We start from the raw sequence: 13,879 nt of genomic DNA on the forward strand, positions 1-13,879 counted from the left end.
CGTTCTCCCGGGTTCCCCCGCTTAAGCTGGAGTTGCAACGGGATGTCGATGTCCTTGGCCGATGCTCGCTATTTCCTGAACCGCATGCTCGGCCTGTTCCGTCGCAGTCTGGCCAGCCTGCGCACCCGGGGCTGGCGCGCTACCTGGCAGCGGATCCGGGTCCACACCCAGGCCGTGCCGGCCCCGCGCGGCGCGCCGCTGTACCTGCCCGCGGCGACGCCGTTCGAGCCCTTCACGGTCCCGACCAGCGAACGCCCGGTGGTCAGTATCGTGATTCCGGTCTACAACCACGCCGCGCACACCCTCGCCTGCCTGCGGGCGCTGGCCGCGCATCCGCCGCAGGTCCACTGCGAGATCCTGGTGGTGGATGACGGCAGCAGCGACGAGACCACGACCTGGATGCCGCGGATCGGCGGCCTGCGCTATGAGGTGCGGGCGGCCAACGGCGGCTTCATCGAGGCCTGCAACGATGGCGTCGCGCGTTCGCGCGGCCAGTATGTGGTGCTGCTCAACAACGACACCGTGCCGCAACCGGGCTGGCTCGACGCCCTGCTCGCCACCTTCGCCCGGGTGCCGCGCGCAGGCCTGGTCGGCGCACAGCTGCTCTATCCCGACGGCCGCCTGCAGGAATCGGGCGGGGTGATCTTCCAGGACGGCAGCGGCTGGAGCTATGGCCGCTTCGAGTCGCCCGAGGATCCCCGCTACAGCGCGCTGCGCGATGCCGACTACTGCTCCGGCGCGGCACTGATGATCCCGCGCGCCCTGTGGGACGAACTCGGCGGCTTCGATCTGCGTTACAAGCCGGCCTACTACGAAGATACCGACCTGGCGTTCGCGGTCCGCGCCAGTGGCCACCGCGTGCTGGTGCAGCCGGCCAGCCGCGTGGTGCATGACGAAGGCACCAGCAACGGCACCGATACCGGTAGCGGAATCAAGGCGTACCAGGTCCGCAACCGCAGCGTGTTCGCGGCGAAATGGGCCGAGGCACTGCAGGCGCAGCCCGCGGTGGGCAGCGTGCCCTCGCCGGCGCTGCTGCACCGCGCCCAGCGACAGGTCCTGATCCTGGATGAGGAAGTGCCGCAGCCGGACCGCGATTCGGCCTCGCTGCGCCAGTACAACCTGATCCGGATGCTGCTCGACGACGGCATCCACGTGGTGTTCGTGCCGACCCGGCGCGAGCACGGCGGCGCGGCGACCGAGGCGCTGCAGGCGCTCGGCGTGGAGGTCTGGTACGCGCCGTACCTGGTCGGCGTGGCGCCGTGGCTGCGCGCCAACGGTGCCCGCTTCGACGTGGCGATGATGGTGCGCTACCACGTCGCCCACGAGTGCCTGCCGCTGCTGCGCAGCTTCGCGCCGCAGGCCCGCACCGTGTTCGACACGGTCGACCTGCATTACCTGCGCGAGCGCCGCGGGGCCGAGATCGCCGGCGACGCCGGCCTGCTGCGCAACGCCGAGCGCACCCGTGCGCGCGAGCTGGCGGTGATGGAGCAGGTGGATGTGACCGTGCTGGTCAGCGCGGCCGAGCGCGAACAACTGCGTATCGATGCACCGACCGCCACGGTCGAACTGATTTCCAACCTGCATGAAGTGGCGGGGGCGGGCCCGGACTGGGCCGAGCGTCGCGACCTGGTGTTCGTCGGCGGTTTCCGCCATCCGCCGAACCTGGATGCGATGCAGTGGTTCATCGGCGACGTGTTCGCGCGCATCCGCGCACAGCTGCCCGACATCCGTTTCCACTGCATCGGCGCGGCGGTGCCGGACACGCTGCGCGAACTCGCGGCGACCCAGCCGGGCGTGGAGATCCATGGCTTCGTGCCGGACGTGGTGCCGTACATGGACGGCGTCCGCATCGCGGTCGCGCCGCTGCGCTTCGGCGCCGGGGTCAAGGGCAAGGTCAACCTGAGCATGGCGCATGGCCAGCCGGTGGTCGCCACGACCTGCGGCGTGGAAGGCATGCACCTGCGCGATGGCGAGGATGTGCTGGTCGCCGATGATGCCGAGGCGTTCGCCCAGGCCGTGGTCCGGCTCTACCAGGACGAGGCGCTGTGGCGCCGGCTTTCGACCGCCGGTCTGCAGAACATCGTGGACCACTTCTCGCTCGATGCCGCGCGCGCCACCGTGCAGCGGGTGTTCGGGGACTAACTGCCGGCACCACCGCCGGCGCTGCGCAGGCGCTTGGCGAACGCCGGCAGCTCGGGCAGGTCCGGCTGCCAACGGCGGGCCTGCAGCAGCGCCTGCTGCGCGAAGGCGATGTCCCCCGAGCCGAGGCGCTCGCTGCCGATGGCCAGCCAGCGCTGTGCCAGCCGACGCCGTGCGGCCGCCTGGCCTGCCTCGTTGTTCGACAGCGTCTGCCAGGCGTCCAGGCAGGCGCCGGCAGCCAGCACGCGGTTCTCGCGCAGGCGATCCTCGAAGCACTGCCGGCTTGCCGGCAGCAGACGCTTGGCTGCGGCACGCACCCGCGGATCCTGCGGCGCCACGCCTTGGGCTTCACGCAGGGCGTCATAGGCACTGCGTCCGGGCGGCTCGAGGAACTGGCCGCCGCGTTCCGCTTCCTCCAAGCGTGCGAGCAGGCGCTGCAGCGTGCGCTCGCGCTGCGCGCGCGGCACCGCCGGGGTCGTCAGTGCCGCCTGGGAACGGCGGGCCTGTTCGATCGCATGCCGCGCCGCCTCCAGCGCGCGCGTGGACGCACCCAGTGTTTCAGCCGCCTGCACGGCCTGCGCGGCCTCGTCGAAGCGGAAGTTGCCGGCCAGCCGCGTCGCGCGTGCCAGTTGCGCATCGGCCACCTGCAGCTGGCCACGGCGCGCGGCAGGATCGTCAGGCAACGCCGAGAGCACCGCAGCGAAGGCCTCCGCCGCGACGTCCAGCTTCTGCCGACGCACCGCGGCTTCGCCGTCCCGCTGGCGGCGCTCCAGCGCATTGTTCACCGCCTCCTGGGTGGCGGGCAGATCGACATGCCCGGCATCGAACCCCCGGGCACTGCGCACCAGCTCCGCCGCGCGTGCGACATCGCCGCGATCGGCGGCGGTGCGTGCCTGCTGCAACAGGTCCGAGAGGGCATCCTCGCGCCCTTCCAGCGCGCGGAGCTGATTAGGCGAAAGGGTGAGCACCTGCTGGAACAGTGGCAACGCGCTGTCCGGGCTGCCATCGAGCCGTTGCGCCTGCAGGGCCGCTTCGGCACGGCCGAGCAAGGCACCAATCCCCGCGCGTGCCTGGTCGTGTGCATGTAACTGCTGCGCCACCGCGTCGGCATCGCGCTGCGGGACCTGCAACGCGCGCGCCAGCGCGAGCGCGGCCGTTGCAGACGGCACATCGCCACGCTCCAGTGCATCACGGGCCTGCTGGAGGGCGGCCTGGCCGGTGCGGGCCAGGCCGCTGCGCGCCTGCAGGCGGTCGTTGTCCAGCGCCAGCGCCGCCTCGAATGACTCGCGTGCGCCGCTGCCATCGGCAGCACTCAATCGGCCTGCGGCCAGCGCGCGGTCACCCTGGTCCAGCAGCTGTTCGATCTGCGGCTCGTTCCAGAACCAGTTGGCCAGCGGCCGGCGCAGCAATGCCAGGCCGACGAAGAGCAGCACCGCGACCAACAGTGCCCAGCGCCAGATGCGCCGGGCATGACGCGCCTGCACCCACCACCAGCGGCCCTCGCGGCGCACGCGTCGCAACGCCTCGTGGGCGGCCTCATGCCTGTCATCATCCCGGCTCATGGCGCGAGCCTAGCGTGGGGCACGTGAGCTCAGCCTAGACGCCGGGCTTCGCTGACGCCGGGCAATGCATCGAGCTTGCCCAGCAGGGTGGAGAGCTGCCCGTAGTCGCTGACCTTCAAGCGCAGCCGCAGGTGCGCGCGGCCGCTGTTGCGGACGTTGTCGCTGTGGATGTCCAGCACATACGCATCTTCCTGTGCGATCAGGTTGGTGATGTCCTTGAGCAGCCAGCGCCGGTCGACCGCATCGACCACCACGTCCACTTCGTAGCCACCACCGGCCTGGCCCCACTCCACTGGCAGGATGCGCTGCGGACTGGCGGCGGCCAGCCGCGCCAGCGCGGCGCAGTCGGTGCGGTGCACGGTCACGCCGCGCGCACGCGTGAGGTAGCCCACGATCGGCTCACCGGCCACCGGCTGGCAGCAGCGCGCCAGCTGCACCAGCAGGTTGCCCACGCCCTGGACGGTGAAGTCCGCACTGCGCACGCTGTCGCGCCGCGCGGTCGGGCGTGGCAGGACCGGCGCGGCCGGCTGGCTGGCGGCGCGCTCGGCTTCCAGCAGCGTGCGGCTGACCTGGTTCGGGCCGGTATCGCCCAGCGCCACCTGGATGTACAGATCATCGACGCTGTCGGCGTGGAACTTCTTCACCGCGATGGCCAGATCCGCGTGCTGCAGGCCGAGGCGCTTGAGTTCGCGCTCGAGCAGCTCGCGGCCGGCCAGCACGTTGCGCGCGCGATCCAGCTTGTGGAACCAGCCACGCACCTTCTCGCGCGAGCGGTTGCTGGCCAGGAAACCGCTGGAGGCCAGCAGCCAGTCACGCCGGGGATCGGCTTCCTTGCCGGTCAGGATCTCGACCCGGTCGCCGCTGCGCAGGCGGTAGGTCAGCGGCACGATGCGGCCATTGACCTTTGCGCCACGGCAGCGGTGCCCGACCATGGTGTGCACGTGGTAGGCGAAATCCAGCGGCGTGGCGCCCTGCGGCAGGTCCATCACCTCGTCCTTGGGGCTGAGCGCGTAGACCCGGTCCTCGGTCAGCTCGGCGTCGAGCGCGCCGGCCAGTTCGCCGCCATGCCCTTCCTGGGAGTGCTCCAGCAGCTGGCGCATCCAGGTGATCTTGCGATCGAAGGCCTTCTCCGCACCCTTGCTGCCTTCCTTGTAGCGCCAGTGCGCGGCCACGCCGAGTTCGGCCTGCGCGTGCATGTCGTGGGTACGGATCTGCACTTCGATGGTCCGCCCCTCCGGGCCGACCACGGCGGTATGCAGCGACCGGTAGTCGTTGGCCTTGGGGCGGGCGATGTAATCGTCGAACTCGCTCGGCACCGGGGCCCACAGGGCATGCACCACGCCCAGCGCGGCGTAGCAGGCGGCCACGTCGTCGACCATCACGCGCACGGCGCGGATGTCGTAGAGCTGCTCGAAAGCCAGCCGTTTCTTCTGCATCTTCCGCCAGATGCTGTAGATGTGCTTCGGGCGACCGCTGACCTCGGCGCGGATGCCCTGGGCCATCAGCTCACGCGACAGCGCTTTCTTGACGCCCTCGACATACCGCTCGCGGGCCAGCCGGGTTTCGTCGACCTCGCGGGCGATGCGGCGGTAGGTTTCCGGCTCCAGGTGGCGGAACGCCAGGTCTTCCAGCTCCCACTTCAACTGCCAGATGCCGAGCCGGTTGGCCAGCGGCGCGTGGATGTCGCGGGTGAGCTGGGCGAGTGCGCGCCGCTCTTCCGCGGGCAGCCGATCAGCACCGCGCATGCGGGCCAACTGCCGGGCCAGCAGGATCGGCACCACGCGCAGATCGCGGATGATGGACAGCAGCAGGCGACGCAGGCCTTCGCTGTTGCGCCCGGCCTCGCGCCCGGCGTGCAGCGCCCAGACCTGGTCGGCGGCGTCCAGGCCGTCGAGCAGGCCGACCACCACCGGTTTGAGCGCGCCGACCGGCAACGCGTCCAGCCCGGCGCGCAGCCAGGGCAGATCGAACAACAGCGTGGCCAGCAATGCCGACTCGTCGGCCGACAGCAACGACAGCGCATCCAGGGTGTCGGCCAGCACCGACCAGCCCGCCCGCATGTCCAGATCGGCCTCGGGCTGTTGCCAGCGCTGCAGCAACGCTTCGCGCAGTTCAGCCGGCAGCGAAGCCACCGAGGGTCGGTTCAACAAGGCATCCAGGCCGGGGGCAGAAGCGCGGTTCACAGCATCGTACAGACAAGACAGAGGCCACCTACACTAGCGCCGCAGCGCCCAACCGACAATCGCCGCCACCGGCATGTGCACATGCCCGGGCGCTGGCACTACACTGCGGCCATCCCTAGGAGAGACCCTGCCATGCGCTTTTCCCGTCTGCGGTTGTTGGCCTGTGCGGCCGTTCTGATGAGCCTGTCGCTGCCGGCACTGGCCCAGCGCGTGGTCGATGGCGATCTGCAGCAGCAGATGTCGGCGGCCGAGTTCAAGGCGGCCGGGCTGGAGAAGCTCACGCCGCAGGAACTGGCCCAGCTCAACAACTGGCTGCAGGGCAAGGTGGCCGCACTCGCCGCGACTGCGCGCGAAGAAGCCCGCGAGGAGGGTCGCCAGGAAGTCATCGTGAAGAACCGCGGCTTCCACGATTTCGGCAGCAACGATCCGATCGAAACCAACATCACCGACGAGTTCCGCGGCTTTGCCAAGGGCCGCCGGTATGTACTGGCCAACAAGCAGGAATGGGAACAGACAGATGAGGCGACCTTGAGCGGCGTGCGCAAGACCGCCCCGAAGGTCATCATCAATCCGGGCCTGGTCGGCGTGTGGTACATGAAGGTCGACGGCTACAACACCCGCGCCAAGGTCCGCCGCGTCAAGTAATCCCCGCGCCCCGTGCCACCTCGGCACGGGGCGTTGGCCGGATCAGGCGGCCTGCAGCGCAGCCACGCGCTGAGCGAGTTTCTTGGCCGATACGCCGGTCCTGGCACCCAGCTCCTGGGCGAACAGCGAGACCCGCAGCTCTTCCAGATCCCAACGCAGGTCCTGCCACTGCGGCCGCGCGCGCAATCCGCGCGCTTCGGCCTGCGCCAGGGCATCGACGAACGGACGCAGCTCCAGCATCCGCGCCTGATCGCGCGGCGGATCGCGCTTGGCGCGCTCGGTCCGCAGGGTCATCGCGCGCAGATAGCGCGGGTACTGCGCCAGCGCATCGGCCGGGGTCTCACGCAGGAAGCCGGGATGGACCAGGCCGGCAAGCTGCTGCTCCATGTCGTCCAGGTTGCCACGCGCCCAGCCCATCAGCGGGGCTTCCAGCTGCGGCTTCAGTTCAGCCACGTGCGCCAGGATGTTCTCGGCCAGCTTCAGGCGCGCCATCGCCTCGCCGAACAACGCCTTGCCTGCCTCCGCACTGCGCTTGGCGAACGCGGCCGGATCGCGGATATCGCCCAGGCCCTCGGCCAGCACGGCATTCATCGCCGCATCGACCAGATCGCCACGCAGGCGCTCCTGCGATTCGATCGCGGCATACAGCAGGCCGGTCTTGGGCGGCACCGGCAACTGCTTGCGCGCCTGCTTGGCCTTGTCGGCCAGCGCGATCTCCAGCAGGCGACGCACGCCGCGCGGATGCTGTTCCAGCGCCTCGTTGCGGTCGGCGAAAATCTTCAACGCGGCGGTTTCGCCCTGGTCCACCAGCGCCGGGTAGGCCGGCACGCCGGCTTCGCCGGGCACCTGCAGCGGGATCGGGCTGGCGGGGAAATCGCGCAGTCCCTCCGCCGCCAGCGCGCGCCCGGCACGTGCGGCAAAGGCATCACCGGCCTTCGCCCCGAAGCGCGCACGCAGCGCGTCCAGATCGCGCGAGGTCGCCAGCACCTTGCCGTCCGCATCGCGCAGGCGCAGGTTCATGCGCAGGTGTGCCTCCAGCGAGGCTTCGTCGAAATCCGTCGCGGCCAGCTTGGCACCGGTGGCGCGCGACAGGAACCGCGCCAGTTCGCCCCGGATGTCATCGGCGGTCAGTTCGACGAACGCCTCGGCAAACGCACGCCCGAAGTCCGGTGCCGGCACGTAGTTGCGTCGCATCGCCTTGGGCAGGCTGCGGATCAATGCGGCGGCTTTGTCCGCGACGAAGCCGGGGGCCAGCCACGACAGGCGCGCCGGGTCCAGCGCGTTGAGCAGGTGCAGCGGCACCTCCAGGGTCACGCCATCTTCGTCGGCGCCCGGTTCGAAGGTGTAGTGCAGCGGCAACCGTGCATCGCCCAGCGGCAGGTACGTGGGATAACGCTCGGCATCGCTGCCCTCGCCCGGCAGCAGATCGGCCAGCGTCCACGACAGCGCGCGGCGTTTCTCCGGCGCCAGTGCCTTCCACCAGGTATCCAGGCCCATCGCCGAATGGATCTCGGCCGGAATCCGGTCCAGGTACCAGCGCGCCTGCCAGCCCTCATCGGCGACGATGCCGGCGCGGCGCAGCTTGGCTTCCTCTTCGCGCGCCTGCTCCAGCACCTTGAGGTTGTCGGCGACGAAACCGGCACGGGTGTTGATCTCGCCGGTCACCAGGGCCTGCCGCACGAAGATGTCGTGCGCCTCGCCCGGCGCGATGCGGCCGTAGTGCACCGGCTTCTTCGGGGCCAGCACCAGCCCGAACAGGCTGATCTGCTCCGAAGCCAGCACCTGGCCCTGCGCGCGCGACCAGTGCGGGTCGAAGTGCTTGCGCAGCAGCAGGTGCGGCAGCTCGTTGATCACCCAGTCCGGCTCGATCGCGGCGTTGGTCAGGCCCCAGATTTTCTGGGTGTCCAGCAGCGTCGCGGTCAGCAGCCACGGCGGCGGCCGCTTGGCCAGGGTCGAGCCCGGGAACGGCAGGAAGCGGCGCTGGCGCGGGGCGAGGAAGTCGCCCTTCTCGCTGCGGTGGCCGATCTGCGTGGGCAGGCCGGCGATCAGCGCGCGGTGCAGGGTCTGGTAGGCGGCGGCGCGGACTTTGTCGCTGAAGGCGTTGCGCGCCTCGGTGTCGGCGCCCTTGACCGATGCCGGCGTGCTCTCTGCCGGCGCCGGCTCGGATTTCCCTTCGCGGGCCAGGCGCGCGGCACGGTGCTGCTGGCCGCGCGTCGCCTTGATCTTCGCCTCGTCATCGCGCGCCGGTGCAGGTGCGGAGGAACCGGCCAGCAGCGGTGCCAGGGAGGTCTCGGCCGCTTCTTCCGTCCAGCCCAGCTCCTCGCACAGCACGCGTAGCTGGCGATGCAGTTCGCGCCACTCGCGCATGCGCAGGAAGCCGAGGAAATGCCGCCCGCACCAGTCGCGCAGCTTGGACTGGGTCAGGTCTTCGTGGGCCTGGCGGTAGCCATCCCAGAGGCGCAGCACGCCGACGAACTCCGAGCGGCCATCGGCGAACAGCGCATGCGCGTTGTCGGCGGCGGCGCGCGCTTCCGGCGGGCGTTCGCGCGGGTCCTGGATGCCCAGGAACGAGGCGATCACCAGCATCGGGCGGAGGCAGCCCTGGGCCTGCGCGGCAACCAGCATGCGGGCCAGTTTGACGTCCACCGGCAGGCGCGCCATCTGGCGGCCGATCGGCGTCAGGCGGCGCTCGGCATCGACCGCACCCAGCTCGCCGAGCTGCTGCCAGCCATCGGCGATGGCGCGCTCATCCGGTGCTTCCAGGAACGGGAAATCCTCGATCCTGCCGAGGCCGAGCTGCAGCATCCGCAGGATCACCCCGGACAGGCTGGAGCGGCGGATTTCCGGATCGGTGAATTCCGGGCGTGACTGGAAATCCGCCTCGGAATACAGCCGGTAGCAGATGCCCTCGGACACACGGCCGCAACGGCCCTTGCGCTGGTTGGCGCTGGCCTGCGAGACCGCCTCGATGTGCAGCCGATCCAGCTTCTGCCGCGGGCTGTACCGCTTGATGCGCGCGAAACCGGGGTCGATCACATAGCGGATGCGCGGCACCGTCAGCGAGGTCTCCGCGACGTTGGTGGCCAGCACGATGCGACGGTTGGCACCCGGATTGAAGACCAGGTCCTGGTCCTTCACCGACAGCCGCGCATACAGCGGCAGCACGTCGGTCCCACGGTATTTGCGCCGCTCCAGCGATTGGTGCGCATCGCGGATTTCGCGCTCGCCCGGGAAGAACAGCAGGATGTCGCCACGCGGGTCGATCCGGGTGATTTCATCCACCGCCGCGACCACCGCATCATTCACGGTGCGCTCGCCATCGCGGCCGCCCTCGGCCTCGCCACCGCCCTCGCCTTCCAGCGGGCGGTAACGCACCTCCACCGGGAAGGTACGGCCTTCCACGCTGATCACCGGCGCATCGTCGAAATGCTGGGCGAAGCGCGAGGTGTCGATGGTGGCAGAGGTGACGATCAGCTTCAGGTCCGGGCGTTTTTTCAGCAGCTGCTTGAGATAGCCGAGCAGGAAATCGATGTTGAGGCTGCGTTCGTGCGCCTCGTCGACGATGATCGTGTCGTAGCTGGACAGCCAGCGATCGCTGCTGATCTCGGCCAGCAGGATGCCGTCGGTCATGAACTTGATGCGGGTATCGTCACCGACGCGATCGGTGAAGCGCACCTGGTAGCCGACCGTCGTCCCGAGTTCGGACTGCAGCTCCTGCGCGACGCGGGTCGCCACCGCACGTGCGGCAATCCGTCGCGGCTGGGTACAGCCGATCATGCCGGCCGTGCCGCGGCCGGCGGCCAGGCACAGTTTGGGCAGCTGGGTGGTCTTGCCCGAGCCGGTCTCACCGGCGATCACCACGACCTGATGGTCGCGGATCAGCGCGGTGATGGCCTCGGCTTCACGCGCAATCGGCAGTTGCTCGTCCAGAGTGATGGCCGGCTGATTCAGCGCGCGCGCTTCGCGGCGCTGCACGGATGCCCGCAAGGCCTGCTCGAACGCCGCCGCCAGACCCGCATCCGCCGGTTCGGCCCGCCAACGCGAGAGCATCCCCAGCAAACGACCGCGGTCGCGGCTCATGGCCCCGTTGATCGCGGCCTGCTGCTGGGCCAGGCGTGCTGCTTGTGGTTTTTCGATAGCGCTCATCAATCGATTCGTTTAGAACTTTTGTTTACTACTGAAAGGGTAGTCTGATCTATTGTGAAGGCCATCCGATTCATCCCATCCATAAGGAGTTCTCCCATGGCGAAGACGACCAAGACCCCGGCAAAGACCAAGACGGCCAAGCAGAAGCTCGGCGCGGCGGCCCCATCGGCCCCGAACATCGATATCGGGATCAAGGAGGGCGATCGCAAGAAGATCGCCGATGGACTGTCGGCGTTCCAGGCAGATGCGTTCACGCTCTACCTGAAGACGCACAACTTCCATTGGAACGTGACCGGGTCGATGTTCAATTCGCTGCACACCATGTTCGAGACCCAGTACACCGAACAGTGGGCGGCCCTGGATGACGTGGCTGAACGCATCCGTGCACTGGGCTTCAACGCCCCGGGCTCCTACCGCGAGTTCGCGGCCCTGACCTCGATCGCCGAGGAGCCGGGCCTGACCGACAGCGCGGACTGGCGTGAAATGGTACGCCAGTTGGTCACCGCCAACGAGGCGGTGTGCCGGACGGCGCGCAAAGTGCTGGACGTGGCCGACGATGCGGACGACGCACCGACCGAGGATCTGATGACCCAGCGCCTGCAGACCCACGAAAAGTACGCCTGGATGCTGCGTTCGCTGCTGCAGTAAGGGTTGGTTTTTTGGCGGGCTTTGCTGACTGAAAGCAACGTCAACGTCAAAGTCAAACGCGAAGGCAAAGGCATTGGCTGACGGGGTCTGCGTGTTGGCGAGCGGGGGCCAGGCCCTGCCGGGACGCGCCGTAAACCCATCCTTGGGGGCTCGTGGGCGCCTTGCTCGTTTGTGCAATCCTGCACAAACGGCAAGACCGGGGTTGGGCGTCCTGCCCAACCCGTCCGGCGCATGCGCCGGACCCTTGGCGCCCTGACGGTCCCGTCAGGGCCCGGCCCCCACTCGCCAGACAGATCTGGATGGACGGAGGGGCAAGCCGGAGCAACCCGGCGTAAGTAGCCACGTCACCCCGTCGAGATGCGACGTCGAGATGCAACAGGCAACAACCCACAGGCGCCGATTGGCGCCTGTGTGCGTTTGACCCGCGCTCGACTGGCTCTGGCTGCCTCTCGACTGGCTCTCGACTGGCTCTCCTCAGGACACCAGCCAAGTGTCGGAGGCGCGGTGTGGGTGGGTTTGCAGGACCGTTGGGCGCCATGGATGGCGCACTACGAGCCCCCATGGACGGGTTCACGGCGGGTCCTGCAGGCCCACCCACACCGCGCCAAACCCGTAAGACGGAACGCCCGGCGCGTTGAGCCTCTGCCTTTGAGGCCTTGAGGCCTTGATGCCCTGGCTCCTGGCATCCCTACACGCCGATCCGGCATCAGAGGACACGGCCCGTAGCCCGGGCAAGGTAAACTAGCGCGATGTCTTCCCGCCCCGCGCACGACCTGCTCAGCCGCATCTTTGGTTACGACGAATTCCGCGGTCCGCAGCAGGCGATCGTCGAGCATGTCGCCGCCGGCAATGACGCGCTCGTCCTCATGCCCACCGGCGGCGGCAAATCGCTCTGCTACCAGGTGCCCTCCCTGCTCCGCGACGGCACCGGCATCGTCATCTCGCCGCTGATCGCCCTCATGCAGGACCAGGTCGAAGCCCTGCGCCAGCTCGGCGTCCGCGCCGAATACCTCAACTCCACCCTCGATGGCGACACCGCCGCACGGGTCGAGCGCGAACTCCTCGCCGGCGAACTGGACATGCTCTATGTCGCCCCCGAGCGCCTGCTCACCGGCCGCTTCCTCTCCCTGCTCTCGCGCAGCAGGATCGCCCTGTTCGCCATCGACGAAGCCCATTGCGTCTCGCAGTGGGGCCACGACTTCCGCCCGGAATACCGCCAGCTCACCGTCCTGCACGAACGCTGGCCCGACGTCCCGCGCATCGCCCTGACCGCCACCGCCGATCCGCCCACCCAGCGCGAAATCGCCGAACGCCTGGACCTGACCAACGCCCAGCACTTCGTCAGCTCCTTCGACCGCCCCAACATCCGCTATACCGTCGTCCAGAAAGACAACGCCAAGCGCCAGCTGCTGGACTTCCTCAAGGTCCACCGCCAGGAAGCCGGCATCGTCTACTGCATGTCGCGGCGCAAGGTCGAAGAAACCGCCGAGTTCCTGTGCAAGGAGGGCATGAACGCCCTGCCCTACCACGCCGGCCTGCCCGCCGAGGTGCGTGCCGCCAACCAGCGCCGCTTCCTGCGCGAGGATGGCATCGTGATGTGCGCCACCATCGCCTTCGGCATGGGCATCGACAAACCGGACGTGCGCTTCGTCGCGCATACCGACCTGCCAAAATCGATGGAAGGCTACTACCAGGAAACCGGCCGCGCCGGCCGCGATGGCGAGCCTGCCGAAGCCTGGCTCTGCTACGGGCTGGGCGATGTCGTGCTGCTCAAGCAGATGATCGAACAGTCCGAAGCCGGCGAAGACCGCAAAACGCTGGAACGGTCCAAGCTCGATCACCTGCTCGGCTACTGCGAATCCATGCAGTGCCGCCGCCAGGTCCTGCTGGCCGGGTTCGGGGAGACCTACCCCCAGCCCTGCGGCAACTGCGACAACTGCCTGCTGCCTCCGGATGCCTGGGATGCCAGCGTCGCCGCCCAGAAGGCGCTGAGCTGCGTCTACCGCAGTGGCCAGCGCTTCGGCGTCGGTCACCTGATCGACATCCTGCGCGGCGGCGACAACGAGAAGGTGCGCCAGTTCGGGCATACCGAACTGAGCACCTACGGCATCGGCAAGGATCTCGACGCCCGCACCTGGCGCAGCGTGTTCCGCCAGCTGGTCGCCTCCAGCCTGCTCGAAGTGGACAGCAGCGCCTATGGCGGCCTGCGCCTGACAGATGGCAGCCGTGAAGTGCTCAAAGGCCAGCGCAAGGTCATGATGCGCCGCGAGACTCCCAAGGCAGCCCGCGAGCGCGACCGCAGCGGCCAGCGCACCGGCCTGTCGGTGCTGCCGCAGGACCTGGCCCTGTTCAACGCACTGCGCGGCCTGCGCGCCGAACTCGCCCGCGAACAGAACGTCCCGGCCTTCGTCATTTTCCACGACAGCACCCTGCGCAACATCGCCGAACAGCGCCCCACCAGCGTCGATGCGCTGGGGCGGGTCGGTGGCATCGGTGGCACCAAGCTGGCCCGCTACGGCGACCGCCTGGTCGAGATCGTCCGTGAGGAAGGGTGAT

The 13,879-nt window shown here is 69.0% G+C and carries 7 protein-coding genes; 4 read left to right on the plus strand and 3 right to left on the minus strand.

All coding sequences use genetic code 11. The annotated features are described in order from the left end of the window. Nucleotides 1–42: 42 nt before the first annotated feature. The gene (locus AB9O74_RS01350; RefSeq protein ID WP_369348143.1) at nucleotides 43–2,142 is read left to right on the plus strand and encodes a glycosyltransferase; all 2,100 of its coding nucleotides are present in this window, start codon (nucleotides 43–45) and stop codon (nucleotides 2,140–2,142) included. Here AB9O74_RS01350 and AB9O74_RS01355 read toward each other — a convergent pair. After that, nucleotides 2,139–3,701: a hypothetical protein gene (locus tag AB9O74_RS01355; protein ID WP_369348144.1), complete on the minus strand. Its 1,563-nt coding sequence runs from the start codon at nucleotides 3,699–3,701 to the stop codon at nucleotides 2,139–2,141. The two genes, AB9O74_RS01350 and AB9O74_RS01355, sit on opposite strands and share 4 nt — an antisense overlap. A gap of 29 nt (nucleotides 3,702–3,730) precedes the next feature. Continuing rightward, complete coding sequence (locus AB9O74_RS01360) at nucleotides 3,731–5,884, minus strand: RelA/SpoT family protein (protein ID WP_176988445.1); 2,154 nt, start codon at nucleotides 5,882–5,884, stop codon at nucleotides 3,731–3,733. A gap of 132 nt (nucleotides 5,885–6,016) precedes the next feature. Between AB9O74_RS01360 and AB9O74_RS01365 the strand changes: the two genes are divergently transcribed. Further along, entirely contained in the window at nucleotides 6,017–6,529 is a 513-nt protein-coding gene (locus tag AB9O74_RS01365; RefSeq protein ID WP_176988444.1) for a hypothetical protein, read from the plus strand. Nucleotides 6,530–6,571: 42 nt separating this feature from the next. Here AB9O74_RS01365 and hrpA read toward each other — a convergent pair whose 3' ends face one another. Next, entirely contained in the window at nucleotides 6,572–10,675 is a 4,104-nt protein-coding gene (gene hrpA, locus AB9O74_RS01370) for an ATP-dependent RNA helicase HrpA (protein ID WP_369348145.1), read from the minus strand. 96 nt (nucleotides 10,676–10,771) lie between these two features. Between hrpA and AB9O74_RS01375 the strand changes: the two genes are divergently transcribed. After that, nucleotides 10,772–11,323, plus strand: a complete 552-nt coding sequence (locus AB9O74_RS01375; RefSeq protein ID WP_176988442.1) for a Dps family protein — start codon at nucleotides 10,772–10,774, stop codon at nucleotides 11,321–11,323. Between the two features lie 749 nt (nucleotides 11,324–12,072). Then, nucleotides 12,073–13,878 carry a DNA helicase RecQ gene (gene recQ / locus AB9O74_RS01380; RefSeq protein WP_176988441.1) on the plus strand — a complete coding sequence of 602 codons (1,806 nt, stop codon included), beginning with the start codon at nucleotides 12,073–12,075 and terminating at the stop codon, nucleotides 13,876–13,878. Nucleotide 13,879: the final 1 nt, after the last annotated feature.

This window comes from Stenotrophomonas sp. JAG2, assembly GCF_041080745.1.
GTDB classification, from domain to species: domain Bacteria; phylum Pseudomonadota; class Gammaproteobacteria; order Xanthomonadales; family Xanthomonadaceae; genus Stenotrophomonas; species Stenotrophomonas maltophilia_AA.